Annotated in this window: 15 protein-coding genes; 9 read left to right on the top strand and 6 right to left on the bottom strand. The window is 37.2% G+C overall.

Annotation, left to right across the window (positions count from 1 at the left end):
* Positions 1-107: 107 nt before the first annotated feature.
* On the top strand, positions 108-1,085 hold the full coding sequence (locus tag RWP19_RS06805) for a 3D domain-containing protein (protein ID WP_295208947.1): 978 nt from the start codon (positions 108-110) through the stop codon (positions 1,083-1,085).
* 203 nt (positions 1,086-1,288) lie between these two features.
* Here the strand turns inward: RWP19_RS06805 and msrB are convergent, their stop codons facing one another.
* The 3 genes from msrB to RWP19_RS06790 form a co-directional block, all read right to left on the bottom strand.
* Positions 1,289-2,227 carry a peptide-methionine (R)-S-oxide reductase MsrB gene (gene msrB / locus RWP19_RS06800; protein ID WP_314357003.1) on the bottom strand — a complete coding sequence of 313 codons (939 nt, stop codon included), beginning with the start codon at positions 2,225-2,227 and terminating at the stop codon, positions 1,289-1,291.
* On the bottom strand, positions 2,228-3,349 hold the full coding sequence (locus RWP19_RS06795) for a 5-methyltetrahydropteroyltriglutamate--homocysteine S-methyltransferase (protein ID WP_314357000.1): 1,122 nt from the start codon (positions 3,347-3,349) through the stop codon (positions 2,228-2,230).
* 323 nt (positions 3,350-3,672) lie between these two features.
* Complete coding sequence (locus tag RWP19_RS06790) at positions 3,673-4,617, bottom strand: LysR family transcriptional regulator (RefSeq protein ID WP_295259451.1); 945 nt, start codon at positions 4,615-4,617, stop codon at positions 3,673-3,675.
* 104 nt (positions 4,618-4,721) lie between these two features.
* Between RWP19_RS06790 and rnmV the strand changes: the two genes are divergently transcribed.
* Both rnmV and rsmA read left to right on the top strand, forming a co-directional pair.
* Positions 4,722-5,249, top strand: a complete 528-nt coding sequence (gene rnmV / locus RWP19_RS06785; RefSeq protein ID WP_314356997.1) for a ribonuclease M5 — start codon at positions 4,722-4,724, stop codon at positions 5,247-5,249.
* A gap of 13 nt (positions 5,250-5,262) precedes the next feature.
* Complete coding sequence (gene rsmA, locus RWP19_RS06780; RefSeq protein ID WP_314356996.1) at positions 5,263-6,117, top strand: 16S rRNA (adenine(1518)-N(6)/adenine(1519)-N(6))-dimethyltransferase RsmA; 855 nt, start codon at positions 5,263-5,265, stop codon at positions 6,115-6,117.
* Between the two features lie 88 nt (positions 6,118-6,205).
* Here the strand turns inward: rsmA and RWP19_RS06775 are convergent, their stop codons facing one another.
* Together RWP19_RS06775 and RWP19_RS06770 are read right to left on the bottom strand one after the other, a co-directional pair.
* Positions 6,206-7,453 carry a sodium/glutamate symporter gene (locus RWP19_RS06775; protein ID WP_314356994.1) on the bottom strand — a complete coding sequence of 416 codons (1,248 nt, stop codon included), beginning with the start codon at positions 7,451-7,453 and terminating at the stop codon, positions 6,206-6,208.
* Between the two features lie 326 nt (positions 7,454-7,779).
* Positions 7,780-9,375: a peptide chain release factor 3 gene (locus tag RWP19_RS06770; RefSeq protein ID WP_314356993.1), complete on the bottom strand. Its 1,596-nt coding sequence runs from the start codon at positions 9,373-9,375 to the stop codon at positions 7,780-7,782.
* A gap of 176 nt (positions 9,376-9,551) precedes the next feature.
* On the opposite strand from RWP19_RS06770, the gene RWP19_RS06765 reads away from it, so the two are divergent.
* Positions 9,552-11,861 (top strand): DNA topoisomerase 3, encoded by a 2,310-nt coding sequence (locus RWP19_RS06765; RefSeq protein ID WP_314356992.1) that lies wholly within the window; start codon positions 9,552-9,554, stop codon positions 11,859-11,861.
* Positions 11,862-11,900: 39 nt separating this feature from the next.
* Here the strand turns inward: RWP19_RS06765 and RWP19_RS06760 are convergent, their stop codons facing one another.
* Positions 11,901-13,199 carry a DEAD/DEAH box helicase gene (locus tag RWP19_RS06760; RefSeq protein ID WP_314356991.1) on the bottom strand — a complete coding sequence of 433 codons (1,299 nt, stop codon included), beginning with the start codon at positions 13,197-13,199 and terminating at the stop codon, positions 11,901-11,903.
* A gap of 545 nt (positions 13,200-13,744) precedes the next feature.
* Between RWP19_RS06760 and RWP19_RS06755 the strand changes: the two genes are divergently transcribed.
* From RWP19_RS06755 to RWP19_RS06735, 5 genes are all read left to right on the top strand, one after another.
* A complete protein-coding gene (locus RWP19_RS06755; protein ID WP_314356989.1) occupies positions 13,745-13,978 on the top strand; it encodes a FeoA family protein in 234 nt (77 codons plus the stop codon).
* Between the two features lie 9 nt (positions 13,979-13,987).
* On the top strand, positions 13,988-16,357 hold the full coding sequence (gene feoB, locus RWP19_RS06750; RefSeq protein WP_314356987.1) for a ferrous iron transport protein B: 2,370 nt from the start codon (positions 13,988-13,990) through the stop codon (positions 16,355-16,357).
* Between the two features lie 231 nt (positions 16,358-16,588).
* The gene (locus RWP19_RS06745) at positions 16,589-16,795 is read left to right on the top strand and encodes a FeoB-associated Cys-rich membrane protein (RefSeq protein WP_314356985.1); all 207 of its coding nucleotides are present in this window, start codon (positions 16,589-16,591) and stop codon (positions 16,793-16,795) included.
* A gap of 106 nt (positions 16,796-16,901) precedes the next feature.
* Positions 16,902-17,162 (top strand): DUF6110 family protein, encoded by a 261-nt coding sequence (locus tag RWP19_RS06740; protein WP_005376730.1) that lies wholly within the window; start codon positions 16,902-16,904, stop codon positions 17,160-17,162.
* A 15-nt stretch (positions 17,163-17,177) separates the two neighbouring features.
* On the top strand, positions 17,178-19,316 hold the full coding sequence (locus RWP19_RS06735) for a heavy metal translocating P-type ATPase (protein ID WP_314356984.1): 2,139 nt from the start codon (positions 17,178-17,180) through the stop codon (positions 19,314-19,316).
* Positions 19,317-19,396 lie beyond the last annotated feature (80 nt).

Raw genomic sequence — 19,396 nt, 5'->3', positions numbered from 1 at the left:
AGAAAATACAGTGTTTATAAGTGTTCATCTCTTATTGTTAACCATTGTTGTTTGACAGGTTATATCTATCTGTAGTAGAATAATGACATTACAGGAGGGATTACAATATGAGAATTCATAAGACACACAAACGATATATTTCGTCTGTTGTTGCAGGATTAATTGTAACAGCTGTAACTATGACAGGTTTTTCTTATAATGATAAAACCGTTACCGTTATGGTAGATGGTGCAGCACACACTGTTAGAACACATTTAAATTCTAACGAAGGTATCGTACGCGATGCTGGGGTTAAATTAAATCCAAACGATAAAGTTATTTCCAGCTCTACATCTGTTCAAAATGGCACAACATTGACTGTTGTACGTGCTATTCCAGTTTATGTAACTGTTAATGGTAAAACTAGAGCTATATTCACTACAGAAACTACTGCGCAAGGCGTTGCTAACGAATTGGGCTTTAAAATGCCAAATTATGCTGTAGTAGGCGATGCAAATGGTTCTGTATTAAGTGGCACACATATCACAATTGCGCAAGTAACAAGCCGCTCCTTGTCCACAGTGGATCAAGAAATTGCTATTCAAGTAATTCGACAAAAAGATGATACGATGGCACAAGGTGAAGAAGAGGTTGTACAAGTTGGTCAACCTGGTATAGAACGAGTACAACGTGAAACATTATATAGTAATGGTACTGTTATTAAAACTAATGACGTATCTAAAGTAACACAACGTGAAATGGTACCTACTATTATAAAAGAAGGTACACGTGAAGTAACCACATCTCGTAATATTGCTGGTCGCTCATCTCGTGCTATTGTAATGGAAGCTTCTGCTTACCTTGCGGGCGATGGTGATGGTGCCGGTATTACGGCTACAGGTGTACCTGCAGTACGTGGCATTGCGGCGGTTGACCCAGACGTTATTCCTTTGGGGACACGCTTATTTATTCCTGGTTACGGCGAGGCTATTGCTGCCGATACGGGTGGTGCTATTGTGGGCAATAAAATTGACCTTGTAATGGACTCTTATGGTGAGGCTATGGACTTTGGTCGTCAAGACGTTACCGTGTACGTATTGGACTAATATGATGATTTAGAGGATATATCTATTAGATATATCCTTTTTTTGATATTTATTAGATTTTTACTGTTTAAAGAATAATATAGTATGCATTACTAGATTTATTTTGTAAATGAATATATCCATATTTTACTATCTATACTTTTTCGTTTTAAATTTTATTTACTAAAAAAGACGACTTATATTTATAAGTCGTCTTTTACTATTTAATCTTCAATATACGGAATTAGATATTCGTATTTTGTGCCTTTTAATTCATCTTTAGAGATAAATCGTAAAGCAGATCCATTAATGCAGTAGCGAAGTGAGCCATTAGGACCATCCTCAAATACATGTCCTAAATGAGCATTTCCGATACGGCTACGTACTTCAATACGTTTCATACCATGAGAGTCGTCTTGGTAGTATTTGATAACATCTTTCGCGATTGGTTTTGTGAAGCTAGGCCAACCACAGTGAGACTCAAATTTATGGGCTGAAACAAAGAGGGGTTCTCCTGTAGTGATATCTACGTAAAGTCCTGATTTAAACTCATCCGTTAATTCATGACTGAACGGAGCATCTGTAGCTGAGTTTTGTGTAACTTCAAACTCTTGTGGAGATAAAGCCTTGAGATCCTTTTCGGATGGTTTGTTATAGGCATTGTCATCAATAAGTGGTTCATCAGATAAGCCTAGTGGAATATGGCAATAGCCAGTTGGATTTTTATCTAAGTAATCTTGGTGATACTCCTCTGCAGAGTAGTAGTTAGATAGCGGCAATACTTCAATAGCAAATGGTTTTCCTTCAAAGGATTGTGCACGAGCTAAGGTGTTTTCAATAATAGCCTTGTCAGCGTCATCTATATAGTAAATACCTGTTCGATACTGAATGCCTACGTCACCACCTTGTTTATTAACACTGAATGGATCGATGGCGCGTAAAAAGTATTGAATTAAGTGATCTAAGGAGAGTTTATCTGCATCGTATGTAACCTTTAGTGCTTCCACATGACCACTATCATGACAGACATCTTCATAACTTGGATTTTCGGTAGGACCATTGGCATAGCCTACTTCGGTGGAAATGATGCCGGAGATTTTTCTGATATACCCTTGAAGGCCCCAGAAACAACCGCCTCCTAAATATATAGTGTGTTCATTCATTTAATCACCCCAAACTTCATGTGCTATTTCTTTAACTAATGCAAGTTTAGCCCATTGTTCTTCTTCAGTCAATTGGTTACCGATTTCACAAGATGCAAAGCCACATTGAGGGGATAGGCAAAGTCTTTCGAGAGGAATATATTTTGTAGCTTCTTTAATCCGTTCTTTAATAACTTCTTTATCTTCTAATTCAGGACGTTTAGACGTAATCAAGCCTAATACAACCTTTTTATTAGGGGACACTTCACGCAATGGCTCAAAACCACCAGAGCGGTCATCGTCAAATTCTAAGTAGTACGCATCTACATTTTCTTTGGCGAATAGAATTGGTGCAACTGGTTCATAGCCACCACTAGCAGCCCAAGTAGAATTGTAATTACCACGACATACATGTGTAGTGAATGCTAAGTCATGAGGGCGACCTTCGAGTGCCAAGTTATTTAAGCGTAGGTATTTTGCTGTTTCACCTTCGATAGTGACACTTTTATCCTTTTGACGACCAGTCCAATAACCGTGGTCACAACACATACCCCAAGTACAATCGTCAAATTGAATGTTGCGGCAACCTGCCTCGTAGAGGTCTTTAATAACTTGACGATATGCAGCAGCAATATCTTGAATTAACTCTTCTAAGTCAGGATAGAAGGAGCGTGTTGTAATGCCATTATCTTCGCGGAATAATTCAGCTAAGAATTGAGATGGAGCAGGAATGGTTTGACGAGCTGTAGTATGTTCATCTTCAAACTGTTTTACAAATTTGAAATGCTCTACAAATGGATGGTTAGTGCCTGTGATTTTACCAGTAAGAACGAGAGAACCAGGCGCTGTTTCTTGACCAACGAATTTGTAACCGTGTTCAAGTTCAATTTCTTTTACACCATTGAATCCCCACATGAAATCTAAGTGCCAGTATGCACGGCGGAATTCACCGTCAGTAATAACAGGAAGTCCTGCAGCTTTTTGTTTTTGAATGAGATCTGTAATAAGACGATCTTCCACAGCTGTTAGTTCTTCTCTAGTAATATTTCCTTTTGTAAAAGCTTCACGAGCTTCTTTTAATTCTGCTGGGCGTAGGAAGGAACCTACGATATCAAAATGAAATGGTGCTAATTGTTTGGACATATGTAATCCTCCTTATGTAAACGGTATAACCGATAAATTCATAGATTTATTATAACTAAGGATGAGCATATATAAAAATATCAATATAATGATGTTGAATATAACTTTTATCTATATTCATAAATTAATTTTTAGTTGTAAGTTATATCTAAATTGAGTATTAATATATACATTTATATAGAATTCGATTTATTTCGGAATTAATCCATTTCATAGGGTATTAAATATGTATATATATTAAAAAGCACCCTCATTAAAGAGGATGCCTTTGCTAAAGTTATATTATATGTAGAATATTTTTAATCAATATTATCTATAAAATATTATGTTATTTTTTTTGTTTCTGATAACTGAATATGTCTACCATAATTACCTACATATTGTTCTAGTGCTTGGATATATTCTTGACCTAGACGGCTACGCTGCATTTTATTATTAGTAATGTAACCAATATGCATTAATCCTTGTTCTGCAAGAGGAACAGAAATGATATTTTCACCGTTTACTTCTTCATCAATTACACCACTAGATACGGTATATCCATCGAGACCAAGTAATAAACTAAAGAGAGAAGCTCTATCGCGTACACGAATATGCTTTGGTCGTACTAGAGTACTAAAAATTTCTTCAGAAAAATAGAAGGAGTTGTGATCGCCTTGTTCAAAGGAGATGTATGGATACTCCTCTAATTCGTCCATAGATACAACCTTTTTATTGGCTAAGGGATGATTTTTACCGATAAAGATATGAGGATGAGCTGTAAAAAGTTCTGTAAAGGTTAATTCATTGGTGTGAATTAATTTTTCTAATACAGGGCGATTAAAATCATTGTAGAAGAGTAGACCGATTTCACTCTTCATATGTGCTACGTCATCAATGATCTCATAGGTTTGCGTTTCTCGTAAGGATACATCATATTGATCGATTCCGGCTCCCTTTAAAAGCTCTACAAAGGCATTCACAGCAAAGGAGTAATGTTGTGTAGATACAGAAAATTGCTTTTTACCACCACTTTGGCTTTTGTATTGCTCTTCTAATAAAGCTGCTTGTTCTAGAACTTGGCGCGCATAGCCGAGAAAGCGTTCCCCTTCTTTTGAAACCGTAATACCTTTATTGGTGCGATCGAAAATGGTAATGCCCATTTCCTTTTCTAATTCTTTAATCGCCTTTGTTAGACTAGGTTGAGAAACGAAGAGTCTCTTAGCAGCTTCACTAATACTGCCTATATTTGCAATTGTTGTGACATACTTTAGTTGTTGTAAGGTCATAATGGCCTCCTTTTATATATTACACTACCTATACTACTCGATTATAAGTATTTAAGCAATGTTATATATATGTTACAATGTACTAATAGAATAAAGGAGGAGCTATGCTTAAACAAGTCATCGTGGTAGAAGGAAAATCTGATATACAACGCATTGCACAAGCTGTGGAAGCAGACTGCATTGCGACAGAAGGTTTTACACTCCGTAAAGGTGTTATTGATATGATTCGTGTAGCCTATGAAAAACGAGGCATTATCATATTAACAGATCCTGATACAGCAGGGGAAAGAATTCGTCGTGTATTAACAAAAAAATTCCCTAATGCTCAGCATGCTTTTGTCCCTCGTGACGAAGCTTTTGCAAATGATGATATTGGCATAGAACAAGCATCGTCTGAATCCATTAGAAAGGCACTATCTACATTACATGTAGAGTCTTTGGAATCATCTAATGAATTTTCCATGGTAGACCTAGTTCGACATGGGCTGTCAGGTATGTCAGATAGTGCTGCTCGTCGTGCTGTTGTTGGCGCTAAGTTAGGTATTGGATATGGCAATGGAAAACAGTTTGTATATCGTTTAAATCACTATGGTATAACTCGAGATGCTTTTGATGAGGCTGCGAATTGTTAAAATAGGAGTTAAGATGTTAGAATCAGTAATTGCAAGCCCAGAGGTTGTACATTATATATGTAAACGCTTTGACATTAAAATGAGTAAGAAGTTAGGACAGAACTTTCTTATTAAACGCGGTATTGTTGATGAAATTGTATATGCTGCGGAATTAATGCCTGGTGAGCCTGTATTAGAGGTAGGTCCTGGCATTGGTACATTGACACAGGGATTGGCACAAAGTGGGGCAGATGTCACTGCCATTGAGCTAGATCGTCGTTTGTTAGATGTTTTAGATACCACATTAGCATCCTACGATAATGTACGTATTGTTCATGGTGATGTATTGAAACTTGATGTGCCAACCATTATGAATCATAAGCCTTTTAAGGTAGTTGCTAATTTACCGTACTATATTACAACACCTATCATTATGTCTTTGTTAGAAAGCAAATTGCCAATCGAACGCCTTGTTGTAATGGTTCAAAAAGAGGTAGCCTTGCGAATGGTAGCCAAACCAGGCACAAAGGATTATGGTGCATTATCTGTAGCTGTACAGTATTATACTGAGCCTGATATCGTTCTTGATGTGCCGCCTAATTCTTTCTTACCAGCTCCAGCGGTAACAAGTTCTGTTATTCGCTGTGTGTTGCGAGATAAACCACCGGTAGATGTGATTGACGAGAAACTATTCTTCCGCGTGGTGAAAGCTGGTTTTGCACAACGACGTAAAACCTTCTCTAACACGATGAAGACAACGGGCTTATCAAAAGATAGAATTGAAGAGCTTTTAGCAAAAGCAAATATTGATGGTCAACGAAGAGGTGAAACATTTACTCTTCAAGAATTTGCCGATGTAGCCAATGCGTGGGCGACTTTACTTAAATAGTATAATATAAAAGAGCTTATTAGATTGATACTATACCATTCTAATAAGCTCTTTTACATGAAAAAGGACCCTAATGGGCCCTTTTTGTTTAGTAAAGAATACCTGCCATTGTTGTGATTAGGAAAGCATTCGCAAAGTCGATTAAGAATGCACCTACCAAGGAAACTACGAGCCATGCACGAGGAGATGGACCGTGTTTGCCCGCCAAAGATAACATGTTAACCAATGCATTTGGTGTAGCACCTAAACCGAAGCCGATGGCACCAGCGCCTAGCATAACAGCATCGTAGTTGCGACCAAAGATGAAGTAGATAAGGTATGCAAATACACAGATAAGTGCCATTTGCGCTACTAAAATAGTAATCAATGGTAATGCAAGATCGATTAATTGAACTAGTTTCAAGCTATTAATCGCCATTGTAACGAATAAGGATAATGCTACGTTAGATACTGCATCGAGTGCTGCATCATTGATTTTGTAAGACTTAGTGAAGTCACCGAAGTTACGAATTACAGCTGCACAAATCATGGCACCAATATATGCAGGTAGTGGTGTAAGAATGGACAGGCCAGCACTTATAATAGTACCAATGCCTAAGGCCAAACCAATCCACATACAAATCGTTAAAAGATCTTGAGAGTTGAATTGCTTACCGCCGCTTTCAACACGATCTTCGATCATGTCGATGCCGTCATCTTGTAGTAACTCAGGGTGTTCATAAGGCGTTTTTACTTTGTGCATTTTAATAATGCGTTCACCTACAGGAGCACCAAGAATTGTACCAGCAACCATACCAAATGTTGCGGCTGCAACTGCAGCAGAAGCTGTACCAGGGATACCAAGTAGTTGTTCGTAATATGGACCAAAGGCACCAGCCGTACCAAGACCACCAATCATAGATACGGAGCCAGCCATAATACCGATGATTGGTTCAATGCCTAAAGCTTTAGCAATCATAATACCTGCGGTATTTTGTACAACAATCCATACAGCACAAGCGAGGAAGAAGAAAATGATAAAGATACCGCCCTTTTTTAGGACTTTTAAGGATGCCATCAAACCAATTGTAGTAAAGAAAGCAAGCATTAAAAATGTTTGTAGGGAACTTTCAAAGGTAATATTTAAAATTTTGTAGTAAGAAAGAATAGCAGTTAAAAATGCAAATGGTAAAGCCCCTACAGCTGGTGCAGGCATACACATACGTTGTAAGAATTTGGAATGTTTGTTAATCCAAGTACCTATGAACAATGTGATTACAGCGAGGCCTACAGTTTGGATCATGGACAGTTTTAACGTCCATACATCGTTGACTAATGCTAAGTCAATAAGTGGCATAAAATCACTCCTTTAAAATAAAAAATAAAACTTATATTTTATGGTATCATGAATGATTGAAAAAAACTATAGAATATATAAGGATAATCATTTTATATTATTTGTTTTCAATACTCACAACAACATTAAAACCTATACTAATTATAAGATTATATATAGTATATATTTATATTATATACATAAATTAAGGAAAGTAATAGTAATAATTACTTAATTACATAACTATACTATATGTATTCGTTTTAATACTATGATTTTCCTGCCTATAAAAAAAATAAACTGGAATATATCTATATAGATGTATTCCAGTTATTGAAGATACGTAATTATAACTCGTGATGAAGTTTAGGTGTTGTTAGGAATGTAACATCTGGATTACGCTCTTGTACCCAGCCCATTTGCCATTCGTTGGAGATAAGGACTACCGTGCGATCGCGATTATCTTTTACAATCATCGCATTATCTACACCTTTTAAAGAAGCAATATCTACTTCCCCATCAATCCAACGAGCAACACTATATGGTAATGTATTATTTAGTAAATCAACACCATATTCATTTTTTAAACGGTATTCGAGTACTTCAAATTGAAGCATACCTACGGCACCAACTACGAAGGAGTCAAGGGCACCTGGTTGTTCAAAGATTTGAACTGCACCTTCTTGCGCTAATTGAGTCATACCTTTTTGGAATTGTTTGCGCTTCATCGTATCTTTTGGAGATACGCGGGCAAAGAATTCTGGCGGGAATACAGGGAAGTCGCCAAATGTTACCTTGTGTTTTTGTGCACACAGTGTATCACCTACGCCCATTGTACCAGCATCGAAGACACCAATAATGTCGCCTGGGTACGCATCCTCTACGATAGTACGTTCTGTAGCCAAGAATTGTTGTGGTTGAGATAGACGAATCGTTTTATTAGATTGACGATGCAATACGGACATACCTTTTTCAAATTTACCAGAGCAGATACGCATAAATACGATACGGTCATGGTGATTAGGATCCATATTTGCTTGGATTTTAAATACTAAAGCGGAAAAGTCTTCGCTAGTAGGTTGTACTATTTCTTCTACAGCTTGACGTGGAGCAGGGGATGGAGCGAGTTCCAGGAATTTTTCCAGAAATGGTTTTACCCCAAAGTTAGTCATTGCAGAGCCGAAGAACATTGGAGTTAATTCACCAGCGCGAACTTTATCGAAATCGAATGGATCGCCCGCAACATCAAGTAATTCAATATCATCAAGCAATGCTTGGTATACATCGTCGCCCAATAATTCTTTCATACGAGGGTCAGTCAAAGCACCTTTTTCAGAGGCTAATTTTTCTTGACCATGTGTTTCATCTTTTGCGAAAAGCTCAATAGTTTCATGTTCTCTATCATATACACCTTTATACTCGCCGTTAATACCGATAGGCCAGTTCATAGGGCATGTGCGAATGCCGAGAACATTTTCGATTTCTTCCATTAAGTCAAAGGGGCTACGACCAAAATGGTCAATTTTGTTTACAAATGTAAAGATAGGAATACCGCGTTCTTTAGATACAGCAAATAGTTTTTTTGTTTGTGCTTCTACGCCTTTTGCTACGTCAATCAACATGACAGCACTATCTGCAGCCATTAAGGTACGATATGTATCTTCGGAGAAGTCTTGGTGACCAGGTGTATCGAGGATATTGACACGACAGCCATCATAGTCAAATTGCAATACGGAGCTAGTTACAGAGATACCACGTTGTTTTTCAATTTCCATCCAGTCAGAGACAGCGTGTTTTGCTGTTTTACGAGACTTAACGGAGCCTGCCAAGTGGATAGCACCACCGTATAAAAGTAATTTTTCTGTTAATGTTGTTTTACCCGCATCCGGGTGAGATATGATAGCAAACGTACGACGACGTTGCACTTCTTCTAAAAATGTCATAGTTCACCTCTATTGTTTCGTTTGTAAAAGCCTTGTCTTATTATATAACTTTCACATCATTCATATCTTTAAAATTATACATGATTTTGGTAGTTATGACCACTAAATTGTAGTATAATGAGATTTCAAAGAGCGGCTTAGGGGAATAGCCGTTATTTTATGTTAAGGAGGGGACCATGCGGTTATTTATTGCGGAAAAGCCATCCATGGCTCGCGAAATTAGTAAATGCTTGCCGGAAAATAAGAATATCCAAAAACGGAATGGCTACTTTATTCAAGGTGATGATGTGGTGACATGGGTTGTAGGTCACGTATTACATCAAGCAGAACCTGGTGATTACGATGATAAATATGTTCGCTGGCGCCCTCAAGATTTACCTATTGTGCCTGATGAGTGGAAATTATTGGTTACGGATAGTAGTCGTCAACAGTTTGAAACGGTGAAAGACCTTATCGGTAAAGCTGATACTATCGTTAATGCTGGTGACCCGGATAGGGAAGGACAATTGTTAGTTGATGAGGTTTTATATTATGTAGGGAATACAAAACCTGTACAGCGTATTTTATTAAATGCATTGGACGAAAAATCTGTTCGTGCAGCTCTTAATGATTTGCGTGATAATAAAGACTTTCATAATTTATATCAATCTGCATTGGCCAGAGCGCGGGCAGACTGGCTTATTGGAATGAACCTATCTCGTGCATATACCTTATCTGAACGATATAAAGGTAATAAGGTAACATTACCTATAGGTCGTGTTAAGACTCCAACGTTAGCCTTAGTAGTTCGTAGGGAACGTGAATTAGCCGCATTTAAACCGGTCGATTATTTCACATTAAAGGTTTTATATAACCATCCAAATGGTGTATTCTGGGCTACGTGGCAACCTACAGATGAACAAAAGGGGCTTGATCCAGATGGTCGTCTCATAAATAAGGCTATTGCAGATGAATTGGTTGAGCGCTTGCAAGCCGGTTCAGATGGAATCATTAAGGCGGTTACAAAATCTAAAAAGAAAGATGTACAACGCCTACCATTATCCTTGTCATCTTTACAGGTGTTAGCTGGTAAAGCATTCTCCTATGATCCCCAAACTGTACTTGATACAGCACAGAAATTATATGAGAAAAAGTTGACTACGTATCCTCGTTCTGATTGTGAATATTTACCTCCAAATCAATATGGCGATCGTAATGCTATTCTAAATAATTTACAGAATGCAGGAGATGAGAGGTTAGCACAGTGGTCTACAGATGCAGATCGTTCTATTAAGAGCCGTGCATGGAATGAAAAGAAAATTACCGCCCATCACGCAATTATTCCTACTACGGTAGCTTGTAATATGAATAGTTTGTCTCGTGAGGAGCGCAATATTTACTTCCTCGTTAGTCAGGCTTATATTGCTCAATTCTATGGTGAGCACGTGTATGAACAAACAAAAATTGTAGTGGAACAATGTAAGGAAGAGTTTGTTGCTAATGGTCGTGTAGTTATAGACGAAGGATGGAAGTTACTTTATAAACGACAAAAGTCTAAATCGGTGACAGATAATGATGAACCTGATTTAACTGATGAACGTGGCGCAGAATCTGACTCTAAAAAAGAGGTTATTGAAGAAACGGATCATTTGCCAGCTGTTAAGAAAAATGATTCCGTTCTTTATACAGATTCCTCTGTAGAGGCAAAACAAACAAAGCCACCATCTCGTTTTACACCATCTACATTATTGCAAGCGATGAAGGAAATTCATAAATTTGTAAAAAACGAAGATTTGAAAAAACAGTTAAAGGCTGTATCTGGTATAGGCACAGAGGCGACGCGTGCTAATATTATTGACGAACTCATCAGTCGTGGTTTTATGAAAACTTCGGGGAAGAAGCAAGTTCTATCACCTACGGAAACCGGCTATCTTTTAGTAGATGCTTTGCCTGATGAATTGTTATATCCTGATGAAACGGCTGTTTGGGAAGAACGTTTGTCCCTCATGAGTGAAGGGGAGGATACATTGGATTCCTTCTTGTCTGATCAAATTAAGTTTTTACAGTTGTTGATTGATAAGCTTGGCTTTGATAAACAAGGAAACTCTGGTCAAATGATGCCCAATGTAGTTCGCACAATAACGAATCAAAATCGTAAACGACCTATGGATAATGAAAATGTAGACCTATCTACTTTGTCTATATGTCCGAAATGTAATAAGGGACGTATGCAACAGCGTAATGGTAAATATGGTGCTTTTTTAGGCTGTACTAATTACCCAGAATGTAAACATACTCAACCAGTCGATGGAAATTCTTCAAATAGTGAAAGTAATATCACTGTGGCTGAAGAAGATAAACAATATAAATGCCCACGATGTAAAGAAGGTTATTTTGTTAAACAAGAGGCGAGGGGCCGAATTAACTGGGTTTGTAGTAACAGGTCTCAATGTAAGACTCAATGCTCTGATGTAAATGGTATGCCTAGCATTTATGCGAATAAATAAAAAAGACGCGTACAGATTAATCTGTATGCGTCTTTATTTTTATCTGCGTTTACCACGACGTCCAGTTTGAGATGTAGAAGTACGGCGTTGGCGTGTATTAGCACCTTTGTGGCCACGAGCTTTATGAGCTTTAGCCTTTGTAGATTGATAGGAACTTGTAATCTTAGGTTTGTCAGAAGATTTTGCACGTTTTGGCGCAGCACTTGCATTACCTTTAGTTTTAATTTGTCCATCTTTAGTGTATTTAGTAAGTGTTGCCTGGATGGCGCGCTCAATACGTCGTAGCCAAGATTCATCCTGTGGTGTGGCAAATGTAACAGCTACACCGGAATTACCTGCACGACCAGTGCGGCCAATACGATGGATATAGTAATCTACATCGCGTGGTACGTCGTAGTTATAAACATGTGTAATACCTTCAATATCGATACCGCGGGCTGCAATATCTGTTGCCACTAAGATTTGAGTCTTAGCTTTTGCAAAATCGCGCAATATTTGCGTGCGTCGACCTTGTGTCAAATCGCCATGCATTTCAGCAATGTTGAGGCCTGCAGCAGTTAACTCATAGGATAAGCGAACTGCACCTTCACGTTTATTACAGAAAACAATCGCCAAGAATGGATTGTCTTCTTCAATCATTTTAATGAGACGTTGTGTTTTTTCCTCTGGATTCATCATATATACACGTTGGTCAATAGATTCAAGTGTAATATGTTTACCTTCAGCAGTTACAGAAGCTGGCTTAGACATATATGCTTTTGCAAGATTTCTAATTTTATCAGGAATTGTGGCTGAAAATAGTAAAAGCTGTCTATTTGCATCTGTTTGGCTGATGAGGTTTTCAATATCCGGTAAGAAACCCATATGAAGCATTTGATCCGCTTCATCGAGTACGACACGACGGATACAATTTAAGTGGAGTGAGCCGCGTTTCGCATGATCTAATAGACGGCCAGGTGTACCTAAAATAACTTGAGGACGACGTCCTAATTGTTGTAACTGTGATTCAATTGTTTTACCGCCGATAAGAGGGAGGATATCCACATTTAAAATGGTACCTATTTCCTTAGCTTCTTCAGAAATTTGTTTTATGAGTTCACGCGTAGGTGCAATGATAAGTACTTGCTCTTGATGAACATCTGTGTGCACCCGTTGAAGAATAGGTAATAAGAAGGCTAATGTTTTGCCTGTGCCTGTTTGAGCTTTTGCTATGACATCATTCCCTTTGAAAACTACAGGAATGGCTTGTTCTTGAATTGGCGTCGGCTCCTTGATACCTTGTTTGTGAAGGGCTTGGATAAGTTCATCACAAACGCCTAAAGATTTAAAAGATTTCATGGATCGTCCTTTCTTTAATATATATTATATTAATTATACCTTATGCATATAGTAGGGGCAAATAAAATGAAATGTTATTTACAGTGATGATTATTAAATGATGAATTAAGTTGTAATAAAGAAAGGGTATATTTGTATATTTAAATGATAATATATTGGAAAATAACGAAATAAACAAAAGTATATGAGAATGAAAAGCATTAAAATATTTGTATTTAAACAAAATTTAAAATGATAAATGAGAATGATTAAATTATCAATAATGATTATCTTAGTAGTAGTTCTTATTTTGGATGGAATTTTTTATGTAGTGGTGTGAATAAAAAATACTATACCCTATAAGGTTTATGTAGAGAGATAAAGTAACAATTTTCATTTTTATTATGAGAAAAAAATATAAATATGTGGTAGAAATTTACCATAAAAATGATAATAATTGTTGAAATTAATGATTGTTTTGATATAATAACTTAAGATATTAATACGCATTATTATTTGGTGTGGTTAATATGAGGTTGTTAGGTACAATAATTAGGAGGTGTCGTATGGCTATTAAAAAGTTAAAAGACATGAAACAAGGCGAGTCCGGCATTATTGCAACCCTTCATGGTAGCGGTAATATAAAACATCGCTTAGTTGATATGGGACTGGTACATGGTACTAAGGTTCATGTCATGAAGTTTGCTCCATTAGGTGATCCTGTGGAAATCAAGGTAAAAAACTTTGAATTAGCGCTTCGTACAAGTGAAGCGGATATGATTGATGTAGAAGTTGAATAGGAGGTCCTCATGGCAGATAATGAGCAAATTCGCATAGCCCTAGCAGGTAACCCTAACTGTGGTAAAACTACAATGTTTAACAATATCACAGGGGCTAAGCAACATGTCGGTAACTATTCAGGTGTTACTGTAGAAAAAAAAGAAGGCCATACAAAATTTGACGGCCAAGAATTATTGTTTATAGATTTACCAGGTACATATAGCTTAACTGCACGTTCTTTGGATGAATTAGTAGCACGTAATGTTATCATTAATGATAAACCAGATCTTATCGTGAACGTGCTCGATGCATCTAATCTAGAACGTAACTTATACTTGGCTGCACAATTGATTGAACTCGAAGTGCCAATGGTTATTGCTCTAAATATGGCTGATGTTGCTGATGATATGGGCTTTAAATACGATATTCCGTTGATGGAAAAAATGACTGGTGCTACCGTTGTTCGCACAGTTGGTCGTAATAATATAGGTACAAAAGAGCTATTAGCAGCTACTGTTCAATGTGCTAAGGAAAATAAAAAACCGGGTGTTATTATTCCTTATGGTGACATTTTGGAACCTAAAATTGCTGAATTAGAAGCAGAATTAGTAAAAGCAGGATCCATAGCATATCCAATTCGTTGGGTTGCTGTTAAATTATTGGAAAAAGATGCTGATGTGGTCGGCAAGATTATGCGTCTTGAAAATACAGAGGCTGCTTTGGAAAAGGCAAAAGCCATTCGTGAAGAAGTTAAAGATCAAGTTGATCTTGATCTAGTATTCCAAGAATATCGTCACCGTTTTGCAGTAGAAGTATTTAATGCCATTACTGTAGAATATCCAGCATCTACTGAAACTCGTTCTGATCGATTAGATAAAGTGCTAACACATCCTATCTGGGGCTTGCCAATATTCTTGTTGGTTATGTTTATATTATTTTATGTTGTTAATATAGTAGGAGCGGTTCCGCAAGGTTGGCTAGTAGACTTATTTACATGGTTCCAAGGATTAGCGACTACATATATTCCTGAGGGTCAACTTCAATCTTTGGTATCTGATGGTATTATAGCTGGTGTAGGGGCTGTTATGTCTTTTATTCCACTAATTTTACTACTATTTCTAGGGATATCCTTCTTGGAAGATACTGGTTATATGGCTCGTGCCGCTTTTGTTATTGACCGTGTTATGCGCGCGTTTGGTTTGCATGGTAAATCGTTTATCCCTTTATTACTAGGATTTGGCTGTTCTGTGCCATCTGTTATGGGTGCTCGTATTCTGGATAACTATAAAGATCGTATGGTAACGATTTTAATTACTCCATTTATGAGTTGCTCAGCACGCTTACCTGTATATACTTTGTTTGCTGCTGCATTCTTTAATCCGGAAATGGCTGGTATTGTTTTATTTTGTATTTACTTCGCAGGAATTATTTTGGGCATTATATTTGCTAAAATATTCCGCAAATTCTTGTTCTCTGGCGAAGCAGAACCGTTTGTTATGGAATTACCTCCATATCATATGCCTACCTTGAAAGCAACTGCAACACATATGTATGAACGTACTATTATGTACTTCAAAAAAGCGTCTACATTTATTTTGGCTGCTACTATCCTTATTTGGTTTATTACATCGTATCCTAATGATGTACAATACTCTCAAGATTATGATGAATTACATGATCAAGTAGCCGCTACCTATGAAGTAAAAGATGCTCAAACATTAGAACAATTTGGTATTACTACAGATGAACAAAAAGATCAAGTTAATGAAATCGTTGATAATATGAAATCTACTGTAGATGATGCTACTTCAGCAGCAGAAGCTAATGGTGAAGATGATCCCGTAATTGAAACGGAAGATGATTCTGAAGCTCCTGAATTATTCAATGATATTAAAGAACAAAATGAACAATTGTTCCCAGTAGCTTGGTCTATGTATAAAAACCAAGCTAACTTAGCTGATGAAAATCAAAAACTTGATCAAGAACAAGCATCTGAAAAAATCGAACAATCTTATGCAGCTATGTTTGGTAAAGCAATTAATCCAATTCTTCAACCATTGGGCTTTGATTGGAAAATGGGTGTAGCATTAGTAGCCGGGTTAGCAGCTAAAGAAGTTGTTGTATCTACATTGGGTACAATTTATGCAGTAGGTGGTGATTCTGTTCATCCTCAAGCATTGGCTGCATATTTACAAAATGATCCACACTATACACCATTGATTGCATTAACATTAATGTTATTCATCTTGTGTTATCCACCATGTGTAGCAGCACTTGCTGTTATTAAACGTGAAACTGGATCTTGGAAATGGATGCTATTCATGTTCTGTTATGAAAATGCTTTTGCATGGATTGCATGCTTTATTTTCTACAATATCGGTTTGGCACTAGGATTCTAATTAAAGCGTAGCTAATCACTAAGATTTACATTCCTTAGATACCTAGAACTAAATTGTATTGACATAATGTAATTAAATTATAGAAAAATTTAAAATAATTCTTGCCAATTATCATTGTTTGTGGTTAAATGATAATGAGAAAAGGGAAATGTCCAAATATATTGCTTTTAACTCATTTATCATATATCAATTTATGGAAATTTGGTGGATATTGAGAAAGAAGGAATTATAATGGATACCTTAATTATAGGACTTATAGTGATATTAGCATTGGCTTATCTTGGTACAAAAATTTATAAACAAGTGTCTGGTAAGGGTGGCTGCGGTTGTGGCGGTGGTGGCTCTGCATCTAATTCCAAAAAATCTTCTGGTTGTGGTGGTAACTGCAGCTGTGATGGTTCGAACAAGGCGCTAGGTATTAAACGTACTGATCATTAAGCTGATACGAGTTACTAGTAATGAAAGAGGAGTCTCTATAATGAGCTCCTCTTTTCATATATTGTAATTACATTTTTTATTATATTTAGTAGAAAGGGATATTATCATGTTCAATTTCAACCAAAACAATCTTAAAAACGCTAACTTATTCGCAGCAGGTCTTGCATTGGGTACTGTAGGTCTTAAAGTGTTAACTTCCAAAGACGCAAAAAAAGTATATGCTGGTATCGTAGCAGCTGGTCTTCGCGCTAAAGAAACTGTATTAGAAACAGCTGAAAAAGTACAAGCATCCGCATCTGATGTATTGGCAGAAGCTCAAGAAATCAACGAAGCACGCAACGAAGAAATCTTTGAAGAAAACAAATAATAGAAGGATTTAATTATGTTACAATTTTCTGTTGTACGAAAACTCAGAAATCGCTTGCATGTTAAGGTAACTGGTCATCGCTTTACAGAGGCTGAAGCAGCTTATGTAGAGGATACATTACTACTTAATGATGCAATTGTAGATGTAACCTTCTACACTCGTAGCAGTCAAATCGCCATTAAACATAATGGCGATTCTGATGCTGTGCGTGATGCAGTGTTAGCTCTACGCGATTTAGATTTGTCCGAAGCTCCTGCTTTAAACGAATATTCTCCTCGCTTGGTAAATAAAAAATACCGTGAAATGATGATCAACCGTACTGCACTTTACCTAGGTAAAAAAGCAGTGCTTCCTGCACCGATTGCGGCTGCATGGGCTTGGTTTGACGGTATTAAATTTATCGGTAAAGCGATTAAAACATTGTGGCAACGTAAGTTAACTGTTGAAGTACTTGATGGTGTAGCTATTGGTGCTGCTTTACTTCAAAAAGACTACCCTACAGCTGGTGCTGTTATGTATCTATTAGGGATTGGCGATATCTTAGAAGAATGGACTCACCGTAAATCCGTATTGAATCTTGCTCAAAGCATGTCTTTGAATGTAGATAAAGTATGGGTATTAGTTGACGATATCGAAGTGAGCAAGCCAGTTAACGAAGTTGTAGCAGGCGATAAAATCATTATTCGTCAAGGTGAAGTGATTCCATTGGATGGCATCGTTATCGATGGAGTTGTTCTTGTTAATGAAAGCTCCATGACTGGTGAACCTGAAGCGGTTCGCCGCGATAAAGATACTTCTGTATATGCTGGTACTGTTGTAGAAGACGGTAAAGCTATTGTAGAAGTTCGCAGTACATCTAAAACATCTCGTTACGAAAAAATTGTTAACCTTATTGAAGAGTCTGAACAAATGAAATCTGGTATGGAACAACAAGCATACCGCATGGCAGATAAATTAGTTCCAATTAGCTTTATTGGTGCTGGTTTAACATATTTGTTGACTCGAAATGTGATGAAAGCATTGTCTTTCGTTATGGTTGACTTCTCTTGTGCTCTAAAATTATCCATTCCATTGGCAGTACTTTCCGCTATGCAAGAAGCATCTAAACGCGGTATCACTGTTAAAGGTGGTAAGTTCTTAGAACAAATAGCTCAAGCAGATATGATTGTGTTCGATAAAACTGGTACTCTTACAAAAGCAGAACCTGAGTTTGAACAAATCATCCCGTTCAACGGTCATGATGCAGATGAAATGTTAAAATTAGCTGCATGTATTGAGGAACATTTCCCTCACTCCATGGCAAAAGCAATTGTACGCGCTGCTAAGGATCATGCATTGCCTCACAAGGAAATGCACTCCGATGTAGAATACGTTGTAGCTCATGGTATTGCATCTAAAGTTGGTCGCTATCGTGTACGCATTGGTAGTGCTCACTACATCTTTGATGATGAAAAGACAAAAATTCCTGCAGATGAACAAGAAAAATTCAACAATTTACCAAATACATCCTCACATATTTACCTCGCTATTGGAGGTACATTAGCAGCGGTTATTTGTATTAAAGACCCTGTTCGAGAGGAAGCAAAACAAGTTATAGCTGATTTACACACTTTGGGTATTAAAAAGGTTGTCATGATGACTGGTGACTCCAAACGTAATGCACAACGTGTAGCTGACGAACTTGGTATTGATGAATTACATGCTGAAGTATTGCCAGAAGATAAAGCCGCTTATGTAAAACAAGCAAAAGCAGAAGGCTATACAGTAATGATGGTAGGGGATGGTATTAATGACTCCCCAGCAATTTCCGAAGCACATGTTGGTATCGCTATGAATGAAGGCGCTCCGATTGCTCAAAAAATTGCAAATGTTACTATTTCTTCCGACCATCTACAAGCTCTTGTAGATTTACGCCGCATTTCTATGGCATTGATGAAACGCATCAAAGCAAATTACAATGGTATCGTTGGTTTCAACGGTGCTCTTGTAGGTGGTGGCGTACTCGGTATTATGCCGCCGAGCCAAACAGCATGGTTGCATAATCTATTCACATTGGGGATCGGCTTAGAAAGCATGACTCCATTGTTGAAGAAAGAAGAACAAAAGGAAACTGTTCCTACAATTGATGTAACAGCTGACTCTGTAGTAGCTTAATTAAAAACCTCCATATAAGGTATTTATTTACCTATATGGAGGTTTTTCTTTTTTGATGACATTTATCTATGATTATTGTA

This window comes from uncultured Veillonella sp., assembly GCF_963522475.1.
Taxonomy (GTDB): Bacteria; Bacillota; Negativicutes; order Veillonellales; family Veillonellaceae; genus Veillonella.
This window is presented reverse-complemented; position numbering and strand designations above follow the sequence as displayed.

Coding starts and splice junctions, on each gene's coding strand:
- RWP19_RS06735 (WP_314356984.1), top strand. CDS start 17,178: ATGTTACAATTTTCTGTTGTACGAAAACTCAGAAATCGCTTGCATGTT.
- rnmV (WP_314356997.1), top strand. CDS start 4,722: ATGCTTAAACAAGTCATCGTGGTAGAAGGAAAATCTGATATACAACGC.
- feoB (WP_314356987.1), top strand. CDS start 13,988: ATGGCAGATAATGAGCAAATTCGCATAGCCCTAGCAGGTAACCCTAAC.
- RWP19_RS06745 (WP_314356985.1), top strand. CDS start 16,589: ATGGATACCTTAATTATAGGACTTATAGTGATATTAGCATTGGCTTAT.
- RWP19_RS06775 (WP_314356994.1), bottom strand. CDS start 7,453: ATGCCACTTATTGACTTAGCATTAGTCAACGATGTATGGACGTTAAAA.
- msrB (WP_314357003.1), bottom strand. CDS start 2,227: ATGAATGAACACACTATATATTTAGGAGGCGGTTGTTTCTGGGGCCTT.
- RWP19_RS06790 (WP_295259451.1), bottom strand. CDS start 4,617: ATGACCTTACAACAACTAAAGTATGTCACAACAATTGCAAATATAGGC.
- RWP19_RS06740 (WP_005376730.1), top strand. CDS start 16,902: ATGTTCAATTTCAACCAAAACAATCTTAAAAACGCTAACTTATTCGCA.
- RWP19_RS06795 (WP_314357000.1), bottom strand. CDS start 3,349: ATGTCCAAACAATTAGCACCATTTCATTTTGATATCGTAGGTTCCTTC.
- rsmA (WP_314356996.1), top strand. CDS start 5,263: ATGTTAGAATCAGTAATTGCAAGCCCAGAGGTTGTACATTATATATGT.
- RWP19_RS06765 (WP_314356992.1), top strand. CDS start 9,552: ATGCGGTTATTTATTGCGGAAAAGCCATCCATGGCTCGCGAAATTAGT.
- RWP19_RS06805 (WP_295208947.1), top strand. CDS start 108: ATGAGAATTCATAAGACACACAAACGATATATTTCGTCTGTTGTTGCA.
- RWP19_RS06760 (WP_314356991.1), bottom strand. CDS start 13,199: ATGAAATCTTTTAAATCTTTAGGCGTTTGTGATGAACTTATCCAAGCC.
- RWP19_RS06755 (WP_314356989.1), top strand. CDS start 13,745: ATGGCTATTAAAAAGTTAAAAGACATGAAACAAGGCGAGTCCGGCATT.
- RWP19_RS06770 (WP_314356993.1), bottom strand. CDS start 9,375: ATGACATTTTTAGAAGAAGTGCAACGTCGTCGTACGTTTGCTATCATA.